We start from the raw sequence: 18628 nt of genomic DNA on the forward strand, positions 1-18628 counted from the left end.
TTTTAACCGATGGTTGAAGCCGCTCCGCTCCGATTACACTACGTTACCAGTCCTTTACCAGTCCTTTACACTTAATGTCCCACACCGACGCATCCCGGTATTTCCAGCGCTGGACCAGCGCCGACCCCGCCCGCCCCGCCAAAGTCGCGGCCCTCGCGCGCAGCCCGTTGCATGAACTGGATTTGGCCGCCTGCCTGGCGGACCAGACCGATGCGAGCGGACAGCCGCTGCCGCTGGGCCGCGCCATGCGCCGCCTGCGCAACTTGCTGGTGTGCACCATTATTCAGCGCGACCTCGATGGCCAGGCCGATTTGCATGAAGTCGTCACGGCCATGACGCGTTTCGCGGATTTCGCGGTGCAGGCGCATTGCGCCGACGTGTATGCGGAGATGACAGCGACGCACGGGGTGCCGGTCTCGGCGGAAACCGGCGATACGCAGGAAATGATCGTGCTGGCGATGGGCAAGCACGGCGGCGCGGAATTGAATGTCTCGTCCGATATCGACCTGATCTTTGTATACCCGGACGATGGCGATACCCAGGCCGGCCCCGGCCAGCGCGGGCTGTCGAACCATGAATTCTTTGTCCGCATGGGCAAAAAGCTGATTGCCGCACTGGCGGAAATCACCGAAGACGGTTTTACCTTCCGCGTCGACATGGCGCTGCGCCCGAACGGCAATTCCGGCCCGCTGGCCGCCAGCCTGGGCATGGTCGAGCAATACCTGATCGTGCAGGGCCGCGAATGGGAACGCTACGCATGGGTCAAGGCGCGCGCCGTCACCGGCAAGCCGGCCGACATCGCGGCGCTGGAAGCGATCGTGCGGCCCTTCGTGTTCCGCCGCTATCTCGATTTCGGCGTCATCGATGCGATCCGCAACATGCATGCGCAAATCCGCGCCGAGGTGAACCGCCAGGAACGCTTGCACCCGGACCGCAGCAATAACGTGAAACTGGGCCGGGGGGGCATCCGTGAAATCGAATTCCTGGCGCAAGTGTTTCAATTGATCCGGGGCGGGCGCGACAGCACCCTGCGCGACCGCTCGACCCGCGCCACCCTGCGCCTGTTGCCTGAAAAAGGGTTGCTCACCGCCGAGATCGTCGGGCAATTGCTCGATTCGTATTCATTCCTGCGCAACCTGGAACACCGGCTGCAATACATCGACGATGGCCAGACCCACACCCTGCCCCCCAGCGACGCCGACCGCGACGTGGTGGCGCACTGGATGGGCATGCCCGATGTGCCGGAATTATTGGCCGAACTGGCGCGCCACCGCGCTTTCGTGGCCAGCCAGTTCGATGCGATCTTTGCCGACAAGAGCGACAGCGAGCGCGATGCGGAAACCGACGCCGAATGCACCGACCCGGACAACCGCGAAGCCATCGAAGCGCGCTTTGCCACGCTGGGCTATGAAGACCCGGCCGGCGCCGCGCAGCGCCTGATCGCCACCTGGCAGGCGCCGAAACTGCAATCGCTGCCGGAAGCGTCGCGCCAGCGCCTGGTATCGCTGGTCAATATGGCGCTGCCGCTGATTGCCACCATCGCCGAACAATCGGCGGTCGGCAGCCAGCTGGTCACCCTCGGCAGCCTGCTGGACTTCCTGGAAGCCATCGCACGCCGTTCCGCGTATTTATCGCTGCTGACCGAATACCCGCACACGCTGGAGCGGGTGATCCGCATGATGCATGCCAGTGGCTGGGCCGCGAAATTCCTCACGCGCCACCCGATCCTGCTGGACGAACTATTGGACGACCGCATCCATAACGCGGTCTTCAACCCGGTGACCCTGGCGGCGGAACTCGATGAACAGTTGCGGCTGGCGGCGGGCGATACGGAACGGCAAATGGATATTTTGCGCGAAGTGCACCACGCGCAACTGTTCCACTTGCTGGCGCAAGACCTGGCGGGCGACCTGACGGTGGAAAAGCTGGCCGACCATTTATCGGCGCTGGCCGACGTGATCGTGGCGGCCACCATCAACGCCGTGTGGCAGACCGTCGCCACGCGCCATCGCGAGGTGCCGCGCTTTACCGTGATTGCCTATGGCAAGCTGGGTGGTAAGGAACTGGGCTACGTGTCCGACCTCGACGTGATTTTCCTGTTCGACGATGACGACCAGGATGCACCGGCCCAGTACGCCAAGCTGGCGCAGCGTTTTATTACCTGGATGACGTCGCATACCTCGGCCGGCATCCTGTTCGACATCGATATTGCGCTGCGCCCCGATGGCGCCAGCGGCATGCTGGTGTCGTCGGTGCAGGCGTTCGAACGCTACCAGGACAGTTCGGCATGGATCTGGGAACACCAGGCGCTGACCCGGGCCCGCTTCTGCGCCGGCGACACCGCCATCGGCGAACAGTTCGAGCAAATCCGCTGCAAGGTGCTGCGCAAGGAGCGCCCGGCCGACGGCCCGTTGAAGCCGGAAGTGCTCAATATGCGCAAGCGCATGGCCGATGCGAAACCGAACCGCTCCGACCTGTTTGATTTAAAGCAGGACGCGGGCGGCATGATCGACATTGAATTCATCGTGCAATACCTGGTGCTGCAGCATGCCTCGACCTATGCGCAGCTGACGGGCAATGTCGGCAACATTGCCTTGTTGAAAATGTGCGGCGAACTGGGGCTGATCGATGTGGAACTGGGCGCGCACGCGGCCAACGCCTACCGCGCGTACCGCAAGCTGCAACACCAGCTGCGGCTGCAGGGGCAGGAAAATGCGCGGGTCGATCCGGACCGGGTGACGGACCATGCGCGGCATGTGACGCAGCTTTGGGAGTCGCTATTCCATTGAAACTGCTTAGGTAGTGCTACGTACGTAATCGAAATACTTGAGGCCATTGGGATGCGTCTGGCATATTGACCTACAGAAATATACTAAGGAGACTCCAATGAAAGCATTCCTCTGCGCCGCCGCCCTGGCGCTGGGCGCGCTTGCCACTCCCGCCTTTGCGGCGGACAAAGGTTCGGCCAATGAAGCGATGGCGATGGTAAAAAAAGCCGTCGCCCTGATCAAGTCCGATGGCAGGGAAAAAGCCTTTGCCGCCTTTGCCGACCCGGCCAACAAGGATTTCCACGACCGCGACTTATATGTCTACGTCTATGACCTGAACGGCGTTTCGCTGGCACATGGCACCAATCCCAAGATGGTGGGCAAGAATTTGCTGTCGATGAAGGACAACGAAGGCAAGCCCTTGATCCAGGAAATGGTCAAAGTGGTCAAGGAAAAAGGCAGCGGCTGGGTCGACTACCAATGGCCCAATCCCGTGACCAAGACCGTTGAAGCCAAATCCGGCTACGTGGAACGGGTGGACGATATCCTGGTTGGTTCAGGGGTCTACAAGTAATTGCGCGGGTCGATCCGGACCGGGTGACGCTCCATGCACGGCATGTGGCGGCATTGTGGGCGTCACTGTTCCAGCCAAATACGTAAATCACTTACATGGCGATCCCGCCCACATCCCCCGCTGCGGCAGGGATTTTTTATTCCACTTTGAAACATTTCATTCCTCGAGACATAACTTGCTTGCACCATGCAATGCGGGATACCGACCACTAAACGTTGTAATCGCACAACAAATCACCACATGCAATACTGAAACTTTTGTTACATCTCCAACATACGAAATCATGACAACAAGGCACCTTTCGTCATGTCTTTCCCATGGTTATTCGCCCGTTGCCGATGAAAATAAGTTACGGGAATACCGTACGTGGCAGAACTAAGCGCACGTAAACCGCTGATCAAACTGAATAAAATATTAATGTTGCGCTATCATTCAGTTAAAAATTTCCACTCGGAAATATCGAGCACCTTGCTGAATTAATAGTCAGCAGTCCAGCCAAGTTGACGTTCACGGCAGTGTTCGGAAGTTTCCCTGAAACAAGCTTATACAATTCGATATATGCGCATCGTTGACTGCGCTACACGACCATGACTACATTGGCTTGCTTTATCGTTAATTAATACCGAGAAGGAAGCAATGATGAGAGAACGGGTTTTATCGAATTCCATACGCTTGTTGTGCCTGAGCGGTTTCGCACTGACCGTGCAATCTGCCTCCGCACAAGCCCAGGCGCCAGTCACGCCGGACGCTATCCAGACGGTGCAAGTGACCGGTTCGCGCATTAAATCGCCGAACGCTGAATCGCCATCGCCACTGCAAATCCTGAGTGCGGCGGACATTGCGTCTTCGGGCGCAACCAATCTGCAAGAATTGCTGCAGAAGAATCCTACGCTGGGTACGCCAACCCTCAGCCGTACCAACTCCAACTTCCTGACCTCGGGCGGCGGCACCGCCACCGTCAACCTGCGTAACCTGGGCGATTCCCGTACGCTGGTCCTGGTCAACGGCCGCCGTTTTGTTTCCGGCGTGCCGGGCGACACCGCGGTCGACTTGAACACCATCCCAACCGACTTCATCGAGCGTGTTGAACTGTTGACCGGTGGCGCATCGGCAACCTACGGTTCCGACGCGGTGGCTGGTGTGGTCAACATCATCTTGAAGCGCAACTTCAACGGCGTCATGCTGGACTCGTCGCTGGGCAAGAGCGACAAGGGCGATGACTTCAAGAAGAAATTCGCTCTGACCTGGGGCACCACGTCCGGCGACGGCAACAGCAACGTGATGGCCCACTTCGGCTACACCAAGCAAGGCGCGGTCATGTCGAAGGATCGCGCCTACTCGGCGGTCGACCAGATTTCGAAAATGGTGGGTTCGACCGGCGAAGCCGCCGATGCCTTCGTGCCGACCCGGCCGTTCTACTCCAGCTTTGCCCCGCAAGGCCGCTTCTACCACGACACCGGCACGTTCACCTACGACCGCAATGGTAATGTGATCCCTTGGAGCACCAACGGTTCCGCCACCCTGGCAGCCACCGGTTTCAACCGTTCCGAATTCCGTGCCATCGCGGTGCCGACCGAGCGCTACTTGTTCGCCACCAACGGCAACTTCGCGTTCAATGAAGACCATTCGGCCTTCTTCGAAGGTACCTACGCGCAAACCCACGTGTCCACCAACATCGAACCGTTCCCGTTGGGCGCGGAAGCGATCTTCCCTGCTTCGGGCGGCCAGGTGCCGGCTGAATTCATGGTGGGCGGCAGCATGGTGCGCAACCCGATCGTGCCGCAATACCTGTGGGACCGCATCAGCGATACCGATGGTGACGGCGCACGCGATTACTACTTCACCCGCCGTATGTCCGAAGTCGGCAGCCGCCACTCGGAAGCCGACCGCGGCACGTTCCGCCTGGCAACCGGCCTGAAAGGCTCGATCAAAGACTGGAACTACGAAGCCTTCGTTTCCTACGGTAAAACCAAGGAATCGCAAGTTTCCCAAGGCCAGGTTAACGTGCTGAACTTCCGCAATGCGCTGGAAGCCATCCCGAACCCGGCCGGCGGCGTCATGTGCCGTGACGCCAATGCGCGCGAACAGGGTTGCGTACCGATCAATGTGTTCGGTTTCAATTCGATCTCGCCGGAAGCACTGAAATACGTGATTGCACCAGGTTCACTGGATAACTCGATTATCCAGAAACTGGCTGGCGTGTCCCTGAGCGGCGACTTGCTGCAATTGCCGGCCGGCGGCTTGGGCGTGGCGCTGGGCTATGAATACCGCAAGGAAGAATCGTCGTCGATCGCCGATCCGCTGACCCAGGCTGGCCTGAACGCGGGTAATGCGATTCCACCGACCTTCGGTAAGTATGACGTGAAAGAAGCGTTCGCCGAAGCCCGTATTCCGCTGCTGAAAGACAAACCGTTTGCTAAGCAGTTGAGCCTGCTGACGGCATTCCGTCACGGCGACTATTCCACCGTTGGCAAAACCAACAGCTGGAATGCCGGCTTCGAATGGGCGCCTTCGAACGACGTGAAGTTCCGCGGTACGCAAGCAGTATCGACCCGTGCCCCGAACATCAACGAACTGTTCTCGCCGCCAAGCCAGGACTTCCCAACCGGTCTGGCTGACCCGTGCGTAGGCGTGACCGCGACGTCGTCCGGCACCAAGGATAGCGCTTGCCGCGCCGATCCAGGCGTGATGGCCAACATCCAGCGCAACGGCGTGTTCACCCTGACCCAGGCTGACATCCAGGGCGTGTCCGGCTACAACCGCGGCAACCCTGACCTGAAAGCGGAAAAAGGCAAATCGTCGACCGTTGGCGTGATCGTGACCCCGCGTTCGATCCCGGTCCTGAGCAAGTTCACCTTCACGGCTGACTGGTTCAAGATCCGTATCGAAGACGCGATCGTCAGCACCCCGCGCCAGTACTCGCTGGACCAGTGCTACGGCGGCGGCAACACCACCTTGTGCAAATTCATCACCCGCTGGCCAACCTTCGTCGGCAGCAGCAGCGCCGGCGCGATCCGCTACTCCGACACCGCCGTGTCGAACAGCGGTGGCAAAGGCACTGAAGGTGTGGACATCACCGCAACGTGGGCAGACCGTGTCGGCCCAGGCCGCCTGACGGCCCACGTCGCGTACACCCACCTGAAAACGCTGTGGGACCAGGCGCTGCCAGGCGCGGATCTGGATGAGTCCGCAGGTGAAACGGCCGCATCGAAGAACAAAGCGGTTGTTAACTTGGCGTACAAATGGGGCAAGTTCGGCATCACGTCGTCCACGACCTACATCGGCAAAGCTTCGCTGGACGACCAGTTCCTGAAGCAGTATGACCTGCCAGCCAAGTCGATCGGCATCGGTTCGAAGATGTATAACGACTTCCAGATGACGTACGCTGTGAAGAAGTCCATCGAACTGTACCTGGGTATCGACAACGCGTTCAACGTCAAGCCGCCTCCGATCATCAGCGGCCTGCCAGGCAACGACACCGGTACCGAAACCGACGCATCGACCTACGATGCAATCGGCCGCCGCTACTACATGGGCGTGCGCGTCAGCCTGTAATGGCGTCAATGGCATCCTGCGGGATGCCTGACCGTCCCAAGCCCCGGCCAGCAATGGCCGGGGCTTTTTCTTTTAGCGGCCGTCTTTCAGGGGCCTGGCCCCAAAAGTACTATCATTCGCTTAGGGTTCAATAGTATTGGGGCGTAAAAAAACCCGCCGAAGCGGGTTTTTCGTGACTGCGACAGCCGATTACTTAGCGTTCATCAGCGCCACGGTGGTGTCCAGCATGCGGTTCGAGAAGCCCCACTCGTTGTCGTACCACGACGAGACCTTCACCAGGCGGCCCGACACTTTGGTCAGGGTCGAATCGAAGTTCGACGATGCCGGGTTGTGGTTGAAGTCGATCGAGACCAGTGGTTCGGTCTGGTAGGTCAGCACTTCTTTCAGGTCGCCTTCAGCGGCGGCCTTCATCAGCGCGTTGACTTCGTCCACGGTGGTGTCGCGCGAAGCGATGAACGACAGGTCGACCAGCGAGACGTTGATGGTTGGAACGCGGATCGCGAAACCGTCCAGCTTGCCGTTCAGTTCCGGCAGCACCAGGCCAACAGCGGCAGCGGCGCCGGTCTTGGTCGGGATCATCGACTGGGTCGCGGAACGGGCGCGGCGCAGGTCTTCGTGCATCACGTCGGACAGTACCTGGTCGTTGGTGTAAGCGTGCACGGTGGTCATCAGGCCGGTTTCCAGGCCGATCGCGTCATGCAGCGGCTTGACCAGCGGGGCCAGGCAGTTGGTGGTGCACGATGCGTTCGAGATCACGGTGTCCGATGCTTTCAGCACGCCGTGGTTCACGCCGTACACGATGGTGGCATCGACATCCTTGCCGCCCGGTGCGGAGATGATGACTTTCTTGGCGCCGCCTTTCAGGTGGGCCGAGGCTTTTTCTTTGGTGGTGAAGAAGCCGGTGCACTCCAGGACCACGTCCACACCCAGCTCGCCCCATGGGATTTCCGCTGGATTGCGCTGTGCGAACACACGGATCGGATCGCCGTTGACGATCATGTTGTCGCCTTCGACCGTGACGGTGCCAGGGAATTTGCCGTGTGCGGTGTCATAACGGGTCAGGTGCGCATTCGATTTGGCATCACCCAGGTCATTGATCGCAACGATCTGGATGTCATGCTTCTTGCCGCCTTCGTAGAAAGCGCGCAGCACATTACGGCCGATACGGCCGTAGCCATTGATTGCAACTTTGATCGTCATACTTAGCTCCTGATTGAATAAAAAATATTGTTATGCAACCACTACAGATTTAACCTTGGCCACGACGTTGTCCACCGTGAAGCCGAAGTGCTTGAACAGCACGCCTGCAGGCGCCGATTCGCCAAACGTGTCGATACCAACGACAGCCCCTTCAAGGCCGACGTACTTGTACCAGAAATCGGTCACGCCGGCTTCGATCGCCACGCGCGGTACACCCTTCGTCAGGACGCTGGCCTTGTAAGCGGCGTCCTGGCGGTCAAATACTTCGGTCGACGGCATCGACACCACGCGCACGTTGATGCCTTCGGCGGCCAGCGCGCTGGCGGCTTTCACAGCCAGTTCCACTTCGGAACCGGTGGCGATCAGGATGGCTTTGGCATCGGCCACGTCGTTCAGCACATAGCCGCCGCGGGCGATATTGTCGATCACAGCCTGGCTGCGTTCCAGATATGGCAAGTTCTGGCGCGAGAAGATCAGGGTGCTTGGACCGTTCTTGCGCTTGATGGATTCGCCCCATGCCACCATCGATTCAACGGTGTCGGCCGGACGCCAGTTGTCCAGGTTCGGGATCAGGCGCATCGACGAGACGTGTTCCACCGACTGGTGGGTCGGGCCGTCTTCGCCCAGGCCGATCGAGTCGTGCGTGAAGACGAACAGCGCGCGCTGTTTCATCAGGGCCGCCATGCGCAGCGCGTTGCGGCTGTAGTCCGAGAAGGTCAGGAAGGTCGCGCCGAACGGGATGTAGCCGCCGTGCAGGGCGACGCCGTTCATGATCGCGGACATGCCGAATTCGCGCACGCCGTAGTTGATGTGGTTGCCTGGCTGGCCGGAACGCACTGGAACGATTTCTTTCCAGTTGGTCAGGTTCGAGCCGGTCAGGTCGGCCGAGCCGCCCAGGAATTCCGGCAGCGCGTGGGCCAGCGCCTGGATCGCGTTCTGGCTGGCTTTACGGGTGGCGATGGTTTCTTTCTTTTCCACCGTGGCGGCGATGGCGGCTTTCAGCACGTCATCGAAGTTTTCCGGCAGGTCGCCCGCCATGCGGCGCGCCAGTTCGGCGGCTTCTTTCGGGAATTGCGCTTTGTAGCCTTCCAGCTTGGCCACCCACTCCGCTTCATGCTTGGCGCCCGCGTCTTTCGCGTCCCAGGCGGCGTACACGCCGGCCGGCACTTCAAACGGTGCGGCGTCCCAGCCGATGTATTCGCGGACAGCAGCGATTTCCTTGTCGCCCAGCGCGGCGCCGTGCACTTTGTCGCCGCCTTGCAGGTTCGGCGAACCTTTGCCGATGATGGTTTTGCAGCAGATCAGGGTTGGCTTGTCGGCCTTTTTCGCGGCGGCGATGGCGGCGTCCACAGCAGCCACATCGTGGCCGTCGACGTCGCGGATCACGTTCCAGCCGTACGCTTCGAAGCGTTTCGGCGTGTCGTCGGTGAACCAGCCTTCGACTTTACCGTCGATGGAAATGCCGTTGTCGTCGTACAGGGCGATCAGTTTTTTCAGGCCCAGGGTGCCGGCCAGCGAGCACACTTCGTGCGAAATGCCTTCCATCAGGCAGCCGTCGCCCAGGAATGCATAGGTGTAGTGGTCGACGATGTCGAAACCAGGCTTGTTGAATTCGCTTGCCAGCAGCCATTCGGCCAGCGCCATGCCAACCGCGTTGGCGATACCCTGGCCCAGCGGACCGGTGGTGGTCTCAATGCCCGGGGTGATGTCAACTTCCGGGTGGCCCGGGGTCTTCGAATGCATCTGGCGGAAGTCACGGATGTCATCCATCGTCACGGCGTAGCCTGCCAGGTGCAGCAGCGCGTAGTGCAGCATCGAACCGTGGCCGTTCGACAGCAGGAAGCGGTCGCGGTTGACCCATTTCGGGTTGGTCGGGTTATGACGGTGGTGGCCGCTCCACAGCGCCACCGCGATCTCGGCCATGCCCATCGGCATGCCAGGGTGACCGGAATTAGCTTTTTGTACAGCGTCCATTGCCAGTGCGCGGATCGCATTGGCCATCTGAGTGGTAGGGAGCGTAGTCGTCATTTGTGAATGAGTGCGGAAGGTTGGAAATCTGTGCAACAGGTACAGGCTTAGCGGCAAGCCCGCTGGCAATAACCAAGTATTTTACCAGAGGTGGGGGCCGGAGCTTAAAATTGCGCGTTCAACCGCGCATTTACTTATAACCGCAAAGCTTATCCATGCCCCGCTTCCACTGCCCACAACCGCTGGCCATCGGCCTGCATCTCGACTTGCCGGACACCGTCGCCCACCACGTCAACGTGGTGCGACTGGCGCCCGGCGACAGCGTCACCCTGTTCAATGGCGATGGCGGCGAATACACGGCAGTGCTCGACACGGTGGAAAAACGCCGCGCCAGCGCCACCATCAAGGCTTATACGCCGCAGGACACGGAATTGCCGTATTCCATCACCCTGGCCCAGGCCTTGCCGGAAGCGTCGAAAATGGACTGGATCATTGAAAAAGCCGTGGAACTCGGCGTCTCGATGGTCCAACCGCTGGCCGCGCGGCGCTGCGTGGTCAAGCTGGCGGGCGACCGCGCCGAGAAAAAATTATCGCATTGGCAAGGCGTGATTATCTCCGCCAGCGAACAGTGCGGCCGCAACCGGCTGGCGCAACTGGCGCCCGTGGCGGACTACCGCGACTGGATCAGCCAGCAGGATATGCACCGCCGCGTGCTGCTGTCGCCGCGCGCGACCCAGTCGCTGGCCGACTGGGCGCGCCACCAGCCGCCGCAGGCACTGACCATCATGGTCGGGCCGGAAGGCGGCTTTACCGACGAAGAGGAAAACGCGGCGCTGGCGCATGGCGCGCTGGCGTTGTCGATCGGGCCGCGCGTGTTGCGGACCGAAACGGCGGCGCTGGCGGCCGTTTCTGCCCTGAATGCTGTCTGGGGCGGAATGTAGCGGTTTGCGGGCATGGCGGCTTTGCCTTGGCTCGGCGCCCCCCGGCCAAAACCGCCCTACGGAATTGGGCCACGAACCTGGTTTCCTGCTGCGGCCCTACACGGTGGCGGCGCATCCCGCGCAGCGGTACAATACCCGGTTTCCCCATTGATCAACCTGCCCGATAACTACGGACTGGACTCCCCATGCTGCGACTGAACGAAGTAAAACTGCCCCTCAACCACACCGAAGAAGAATTGCCGGCCGCGATCCTGGCCCGCCTCGGCATCACCGCCGACCAGATGACCGGCTTCACGGTCTTCAAGCGCAGCTATGATGCGCGCAAGAAGGCCAATATCGTGCTGATCTATTCGGTGGACGTGGAAACCACGGACGATGCCGGCATCCTGCAACGCAACCAGCGCGACACGCACCTGATGCCGTCGCCGGACACCAGCTACAAATACGTGGCGCACGGCGTCAACGCCGATGGCAAACAGCCGCGCCCGGTCGTGATCGGCATGGGCCCGTGCGGCCTGTTCGCGGCGCTGATCCTGGCGCAGATGGGCTTGAAGCCGATCGTGCTGGAACGCGGCAAGACCGTGCGCGAACGCACCAAGGACACCTTTGGATTCTGGCGCAAGCGCGTGCTGAATCCGGAATCGAACGTGCAGTTCGGCGAAGGCGGCGCCGGCACCTTCTCGGACGGCAAGCTGTACAGCCAGATCAAGGACCCGAAACATTACGGCCGCAAAGTGCTGACGGAATTCGTCAAGGCCGGTGCGCCGGAAGAAATCATTTACGTCAGCAAGCCGCACATCGGCACCTTCCGCCTGGTGAAAATGGTGGAAGCGATGCGCGAGGAAATAACCAAGCTCGGTGGTGAAATCCGCTTCGAGCAGCGCGTCACCGATATCGACATCGAAGAAATCAATGGCGAGCGCCACGTGCGCGGCCTGCAACTGGCTGACGGCGGCAAGCTGGCCACCAACCACGTGGTGCTGGCGATCGGCCACAGCGCGCGCGACACCTTCGAGATGCTGTATGAACGCGGCGTGTACATCGAGGCCAAACCGTTCTCGATCGGTTTCCGCGTCGAACACCCGCAATCGCTGATCGACCAGTGCCGCTTCGGCCCGAACGCGGGCCACCCGCTCCTGGGCGCGGCCGACTACAAGCTGGTGCACCACGCTTCGAACGGGCGCGCTGTCTACAGCTTCTGCATGTGCCCGGGCGGCACCGTGGTGGCGGCGGCATCGGAACCGGGCCGCGTGGTCACCAACGGCATGAGCCAGTATTCGCGCGCCGAACGCAACGCCAACAGCGCCATCGTGGTGTCGATTTCGCCGGAAGATTACCCTGGCCACCCGCTGGCCGGCATTGAATTCCAGCGCCGCCTGGAAGAAAAAGCGTTTGAACTGGGCGGCTCCAACTACAGCGCGCCGGGCCAGTTGATGGGCGACTTCGTGGCGGGCCGTCCATCGACGGACTTCGGCGCCGTGGTGCCGTCGTACAAGCCGCAAGTAACCTTGACCGACCTGGCCACCATCTTGCCGGAATATGCGGTGACCGCGCTGCGCGAAGCGTTCCCGGCGTTCGACAAGCAGGTCAAGGGTTACTTCAAGGCCGACGCGGTGCTGACCGGCCTGGAAACCCGTACCTCATCGCCGATCCGCATCAAGCGCCGCGACGATGATTTCCAGAGCCTCAATACGCGCGGGCTGTTCCCGGCCGGCGAAGGCGCAGGATATGCCGGCGGGATCTTGTCGGCCGGTGTCGATGGCATCAAGGTGGCCGAAGCCGTGGCGCTGGCCATGCAAGCTGCCGACAAATCGTAGGGCGGTTTTCGCCAAAGGCGAAAGCCGCCGCGCACGCATCGCGCCGCCGCACGCGCTGGCGGCAGCGCATGCATGGTGGCTTCCGCTGCGCGGAATCCCCCCTACGGTTTCAATGGCAACCGGACGTGGAACCGGCACCCCTTTTCCACGTCCGCATCCGCCCACACCTTGCCGCCCATCTGGTGCACGATCGTGTACACGATATGCATGCCCAGGCCGGAACCGCCCTGCCCGCGCTTGGTGGTGAAGAACGGTTCGAACACGCGTTCGCGGATGCCGGGCGCCAGGCCGATGCCGTCATCGGTGAATTCCATCTTCAGCCAGCGCGCGCCCTCCGCCGCCTCTTCGCGGGCGGAAATGGTCACCAGGCCCGGACCGCCTTCCGGATAGCCATGCTTGGCTGAATTCATCAGGAAATTCGACAGGATTTGCGACACCTTGCCAGCCGGCAGACGGGGCCGCAAGGTGTCGGGAATATCCAGTTCAACGTGGATCGTCCCCTTGCGCAATTCCGGGCTGTGCGCCGACACCACGCCATGCACATAGTCGTGCAGCGCCAGCTCCGTCACGTGTTCCGTGCCCTGGTCCACCGCCAGCTGCTTGAAATTGCCGATCAATTCCGCGGCGCGCGCCAGGTTTTGTTCGATCAGGCTGGCCGCTCCCTTCAGCCGCGTCGCCACGCCAAGCAGCTCCGAGCGGCTGACTTTCGGGCTGTTCAAGGTCTCCACCATCTGATCCGCATAGGCGCTCATGCCCGACGCCGCCGTCACGGCCACGCCGATCGGCGTATTGACTTCATGCGCCACGCCCGCCACCAGCGCGCCCAGCGCCGCCATTTTTTCCTGCTCCACCATGCTGGCCTGCGTCGCGCGCAACGCTTCCGTGCGCTGCTGCACCAGAAGTTCAAGCAACGCTTCGCGGTCCTGGTGCTGCAGTTCCGCCGCGCAGCGGGCGGCAAAGATCGACAGCAGCGACAGCGCCAATAGCCGCTTGTTTTCATCCATCGGCTTGGTGTCGATGGCCGACAGGATGCCGAGCGTCTTGCCTTCTGTATCGATCATCGGCATGCCGATATAGCTTTCCGCGCACATGTCGACCAGCAGCGTATCTTTCGGATAATCGGCCTGGATACCGCATGCGTGGAAGCACATGGTCTGGTCGGTCACATCCTGGCACGGCGTGTGCAGCAGGCCATATTCCATGTTGTCGATGTGCTGCTGGCCGGCCCATACCGCCAGCGTGCGGATGCCTTCGCCGCCGTCCGGCATCCGGATCACCCGGCCCGCGATCACATACGTCACGTCCAGCGCTTGCGCCAGGTCCTTGACCAGCGTGCGCATGAATTCTTCGCCGCGCAGGCGCGCCGTGGACGCGGTGATACCGCGCAGCGCCGCTTCCGCCAGCAAGCGGCCATCGTGTTCGTCAAATAAGGCAGGGCTGTCCATGCCAGGTTCCTCTTATGCAGGCGGCAGGCGCGCATACAGTGCGCGCAGCGCATCGGTTTGTGCCAGCACCAGCGGCACCAGGGCGGGATCGAAGCGTTGTCCGCTTTCCTGCCGTACTTGTTCCAGTGTGTGTTCCAGCGGCCAGGCCGGCCGGTAACAGCGCGGGCTGACCATGGCGTCGATAAAATCCGCCAGCGCCGTGATACGGCCGGCGATGCTGATGCGCTCCCCCTTCAAGCCGCGCGGATAACCGCCGCCATCCCAGCGTTCGTGGTGTTCATGGGCGATGGTGGCGGCCAGCTGCAGCACCGGCTGCTGCGAGCGGGACAGCATCTCGCGCCCGGTCTGGCAATGGCTGCGCATCAAGGTCCACTGCTCGTCGCTCAGCGTGCCCGGGGTATTGAGCACGGTATCGGGCACGCCGCTATGGCCGATATCGTGCAAACCGGCGGCCAGCCGCAACTGGCGGATCAGCGGCGGCGGCAAGCCTGCCGCGCAGGCCAGCATGGCCGCGATTTCCCCGACCCGCACCACATGGGCGCCGGCCACCGCCGAGCGCCGCTCCAGCGCTTCGCCAAGGATGCCGATGACCGCTTCCTGCGTGGCCGCGCTTTCTTCGCGCTGCACCAGCTTTTCATAGGTGCTGGCCACATTGGCGGAAAACATGGCCAGCAATTCGCGGTCATCTTCACCAATGGCGTCCGAAAACGCCATGTACAGCAAGCTTTCATTGCCTTCGCGCGTGCGGTAATAGCAGGCGTACCAGTTGTCGCCGTGGTGGTCGCGCCGCTCGCGCATGCAGCGCATGAAGGCGTGGCGCACCGGGACCGGCAAATGGTCCAGCGTCTCATCCGATTGCAGCCCGGCATAGGCCGACGTCACGGCCAGCACTTTCAGGCTCTCGCCCTGCTTCGCGGCGGCATAGGCATTGACCCGGCTGGCGCACACGCCTTCGCCGTCATGGCCCAGCAAGGCGCTGGCCTGTTCCAGCACGGCTGAACAAAAACTGCGCAAGTTATCGGAGTCACAGACGTGGGTAATCGCATCGATCGAGCGGCGCAAGCCGTTGCGCGCCCGTTCCAGACGCATGAGGTCGCGGTAGGCCCGCAGCGCGGAATAAAACACGGTGGTCAGCTTGGCGTGCGTGAGGTCGGTCTTTTCGCGGTAATCGTTGATATCGAACGATTTCAGCACGTAGGCCTGGGGCGCTTGCCCCGGCTGGCCGGTGCGCAGCACGATGCGCGCGGTGTTATTGCCCAGCTCTTCGCGGATATGGCGCACCAGGTCCAGCCCCGCGTGCTCGCTTTCCATCACCACGTCCAGCAGGATCAGGGCGAAATGATTGGGTTTATCAAGCTGGGCGCGCGCTTCGGCCGCGGAATAGCAATGCGTGAAACGCATCGGGCGCCCATCAAACGTGAAATCGCCCATCACCAGTTCCGTGACCTGGTGCACGGACTTTTCATCATCGACGATCAGGATGTCCCATGGCGCCGGACCCGAGACGGGGCCCTGCGACGGCGCATCGTCGTCAAACAGCATGTCATCGTCGTCTTGGCTCATGTCGGCCTCTTGGCGGGCGTCCGGAGGGAGCACTACAGGATGTCACATTGTACATCCGCCAATTGGTCATTTTCACAAGCTGGCAACAAGATTGTTGCCAATGACAACATGCCATCAGGGGAACACGTAGCCTATAGCCAGCCGGACTTGCGGAAGCGGCGGTAGAGCGTGTACGAGGTGGAAAACATCAGGATCAGCGCCATCGGATAGCCGTATTTCCATTCCAGTTCCGGCATGAACTTGAAATTCATGCCCCACAGGCCGGCCCACGCCGTCAGCGCGGCAAAGATGGCGGCCCAAGCCGCCAGGCGTTTATTGACCTCGCCCTCTTCCAGCGCCACCATCGACAGGTGCACCTGGATCGCGGTGACGATGGTGTCGCGGATGGTGTCGAGCGATGCCGTGATGCGGAATAAATGGTCTTGCACGTCGCGGAAGTAATCCTGCGTATCGCCACAAATGGCAGGCACGCGGCCGCCATGCAATTTACCGACCGCATCGAGCATCGGCGTCACCACGTGGCGCATCATCATGACTTTGCGCTTGAGTGCATACAGGCGTTCGATATTGTCGCGCTGGGCCGATTTGGCAAAGATGCGTTCTTCCAGTGCTTCCAGTTCGACTTCCATCGCATCGACGATGGGGAAATAGCGGTCCACCACGGCATCCATCAGCGCATACAGTACAAACGACGGGCCCTGCTTGAGCAAGTGCGGTTCGCGTTCGGCACGGGAGCGCACGCCGAGGAAATCCTGGCGGCTGTTCTGGCGGTTCGACAGCACATAGTTGGCGCCGACGAAGATATCGACTTCGCCCACCACCAGTTCGTCGCCATGCTGTTCCACCACTTTGACGACGGTAAACAGCGAGTCGCCGTATTCCTCGATCTTGGGACGCTGGTGGCCACGGCTGGCGTCTTCCACCGCCAGTGCGTGCAGGCCGAATTCTTCCTGCATTTTTGCCAGTTCGGCCGGTTCCGCGTCGCGCAGCGCAACCCACACGAAGCAGTCGCCGCGCTCGATGTAGTCGCTGATGGCTTCGACATCGATATCGGCCAGTTTATGGCCTTCCTTGTAGGCGCAGCAGTTGATCAGCATGGGAGTATCTGTGGCAAAAAACCGGAGCTTACCACGCGGCGCAGGTCCCTGAGGAGTGCGCCGCGCGTAGCGGGTCAATCGTCCTTGGCGCCGTCGATACCCAGTTCCGCAATCTTGCGCGTGATGGTGTTGCGGCCGATCCCGAGGCGCACCGCCGCATCGTTCTTGCGGCCATGGGTATGGCGCAGCGCCGCGCGGATCAGGGTCGACTCGAACTGCCGCCCCAGCACATCCATCACATCTTGCTGGCCACTGGCCAGCATGCCGGCCGCCTGCATTTCCAGCAAGTTGAGCCAGCCATCCGGGCCGCCCGCGCCGCCATGGGCCGCATGGCCATTCGCGCTGCCATGCGCGGCGCCATGGACCACGCCATGCCCGGCATCCTGCCCCGGCATCGGGTGCACGGTGCCGTGGTGCGTCATGCCGCCATGTTCCTGCGCATGCCAGGCCGCATTCGGCGCTGGCGGTGCGCTTGGCGCCTGCCCGGCGCCGCCCTGCTCCTGCGACAGTTCGACCGGCAAATCCTTGACTTCCACGGTCTGGCCGGGCGCCATCACGGTAATCCAGTTGCACAGGTTTTCCAGCTGGCGCACGTTGCCGGGCAATTCCAGGCTGCACAAAAATTGCAGTGCGGAGTCGCTCATGCGCTTGGCTTCCACGCCCAGCTGTTTGGCGCTTTGCACCAAGAAGTGGCGCACCAAAATGGGGATATCTTCGCGCCGCTCCCTCAAAGAGGGCAGCCGCAAGCGAATCACGTTCAAACGGTGATACAAGTCTTCCCGGAACAGCCCATCCCGGACACGCTGCTCCAGATTTTGGTGCGTCGCGGTAATCACGCGCACATTCGCCTTCAGCGGCTGGTGCCCGCCGACACGGTAGAAATGGCCATCGGACAGCACGCGCAGCAAGCGCGTTTGCAAATCAAACGGCATGTCGCCGATTTCATCCATGAACAGGGTGCCGTTTTCCGCCTGTTCAAACCGACCCCGGCGCGTGGTTTGCGCGCCGGTGAACGCGCCCCGCTCGTGGCCGAACAATTCGGACTCGAGCAAGTCTTTCGGGATCGCCGCCGTGTTGATGGCGACGAACGGCTGCGACGCGCGCGGGCTGTGCTTGTGCAAGGCGCGCGCCACCAGTTCCTTGCCGGTGCCGGATTCGCCCGTGATCAGCACGGTGACATTCGATTGCGACAGGCGGCCGATGGCGCGGAACACTTCCTGCATGGCGGGCGCCTGGCCCAGGATTTCCGGCGTATCGGCCGGCCCCGATTCCACGCTGGCTTCGCGCAGGCTTTCTTCCAGCGCGCGGCGGATCAATTCCACGGCCTTGTCGATATCGAACGGCTTGGCCAGGTATTCGAAGGCGCCGCCCTGGAACGCCGCCACGGCGGAATCCAGGTCGGAAAACGCCGTGATAATAATGACGGGCAATGCCGGCAAGCGTTCCTTGACCACCGCCAGCAAGTCCAGGCCGGAATCGCCCGGCATGCGGATGTCGGACACCAGCACTTGCGGCGTTTCGCGGTCCAGCGCGGCGATCGCATCGCGGGCGTTGGCAAAACTGCGGGTGGCAAGGTTTTCCCGCGCCAGCGCTTTTTCCAGTACCCAGCGGATCGATTCGTCGTCGTCTACTATCCAGATTGGCTTCATGTATTCTGTACTTCCCGCATTATCGATCGTCAATGGAAACTGCTACATGCC

The 18628-nt window shown here is 61.5% G+C and carries 11 protein-coding genes; 5 read left to right on the forward strand and 6 right to left on the reverse strand.

Annotated elements, in window-relative coordinates; translation table 11 throughout:
* The first annotated feature begins 74 nt into the window (after positions 1–74).
* The 3 genes from glnE (at position 75) to AC1RRC_RS09985 (ending at position 6897) form a co-directional block, all read left to right on the forward strand.
* On the forward strand, positions 75–2789 hold the full coding sequence (gene glnE / locus AC1RRC_RS09975; protein WP_493055298.1) for a bifunctional [glutamate--ammonia ligase]-adenylyl-L-tyrosine phosphorylase/[glutamate--ammonia-ligase] adenylyltransferase: 2715 nt from the start codon (positions 75–77) through the stop codon (positions 2787–2789).
* Between the two features lie 97 nt (positions 2790–2886).
* Positions 2887–3342 carry a cache domain-containing protein gene (locus AC1RRC_RS09980; protein ID WP_493055299.1) on the forward strand — a complete coding sequence of 152 codons (456 nt, stop codon included), beginning with the start codon at positions 2887–2889 and terminating at the stop codon, positions 3340–3342.
* Positions 3343–4044: 702 nt separating this feature from the next.
* Positions 4045–6897, forward strand: a complete 2853-nt coding sequence (locus tag AC1RRC_RS09985) for a TonB-dependent receptor domain-containing protein (protein ID WP_493055300.1) — start codon at positions 4045–4047, stop codon at positions 6895–6897.
* A gap of 189 nt (positions 6898–7086) precedes the next feature.
* Here the strand turns inward: AC1RRC_RS09985 and gap are convergent, their stop codons facing one another.
* Both gap and tkt read right to left on the reverse strand, forming a co-directional pair.
* Complete coding sequence (gap, locus tag AC1RRC_RS09990) at positions 7087–8097, reverse strand: type I glyceraldehyde-3-phosphate dehydrogenase (RefSeq protein ID WP_493055301.1); 1011 nt, start codon at positions 8095–8097, stop codon at positions 7087–7089.
* A 30-nt stretch (positions 8098–8127) separates the two neighbouring features.
* Positions 8128–10125, reverse strand: a complete 1998-nt coding sequence (gene tkt / locus AC1RRC_RS09995) for a transketolase (RefSeq protein ID WP_493055302.1) — start codon at positions 10123–10125, stop codon at positions 8128–8130.
* Between the two features lie 155 nt (positions 10126–10280).
* Here tkt and AC1RRC_RS10000 point away from each other — a divergent pair, with 155 nt between their 5' ends.
* Positions 10281–11006: a 16S rRNA (uracil(1498)-N(3))-methyltransferase gene (locus tag AC1RRC_RS10000; protein WP_493055303.1), complete on the forward strand. Its 726-nt coding sequence runs from the start codon at positions 10281–10283 to the stop codon at positions 11004–11006.
* A gap of 185 nt (positions 11007–11191) precedes the next feature.
* Positions 11192–12823 (forward strand): NAD(P)/FAD-dependent oxidoreductase, encoded by a 1632-nt coding sequence (locus AC1RRC_RS10005; RefSeq protein WP_493055304.1) that lies wholly within the window; start codon positions 11192–11194, stop codon positions 12821–12823.
* Between the two features lie 101 nt (positions 12824–12924).
* On the opposite strand, the gene AC1RRC_RS10010 is transcribed toward AC1RRC_RS10005, so the two are convergent.
* The 4 genes from AC1RRC_RS10010 to ntrC form a co-directional block, all read right to left on the reverse strand.
* Positions 12925–14268: an ATP-binding protein gene (locus AC1RRC_RS10010; RefSeq protein ID WP_493055305.1), complete on the reverse strand. Its 1344-nt coding sequence runs from the start codon at positions 14266–14268 to the stop codon at positions 12925–12927.
* Positions 14269–14280: 12 nt separating this feature from the next.
* Positions 14281–15831, reverse strand: coding sequence for an HD domain-containing phosphohydrolase (locus tag AC1RRC_RS10015; RefSeq protein ID WP_493055306.1), 1551 nt, complete (start codon positions 15829–15831; stop codon positions 14281–14283).
* A 131-nt stretch (positions 15832–15962) separates the two neighbouring features.
* Positions 15963–16928, reverse strand: coding sequence for a magnesium/cobalt transporter CorA (gene corA, locus AC1RRC_RS10020; protein ID WP_493055307.1), 966 nt, complete (start codon positions 16926–16928; stop codon positions 15963–15965).
* A gap of 74 nt (positions 16929–17002) precedes the next feature.
* Positions 17003–18577, reverse strand: a complete 1575-nt coding sequence (gene ntrC, locus AC1RRC_RS10025) for a nitrogen regulation protein NR(I) (RefSeq protein WP_493055308.1) — start codon at positions 18575–18577, stop codon at positions 17003–17005.
* Positions 18578–18628: the final 51 nt, after the last annotated feature.

The organism is Pseudoduganella sp. GW821-FHT12E03 (assembly GCF_058807115.1).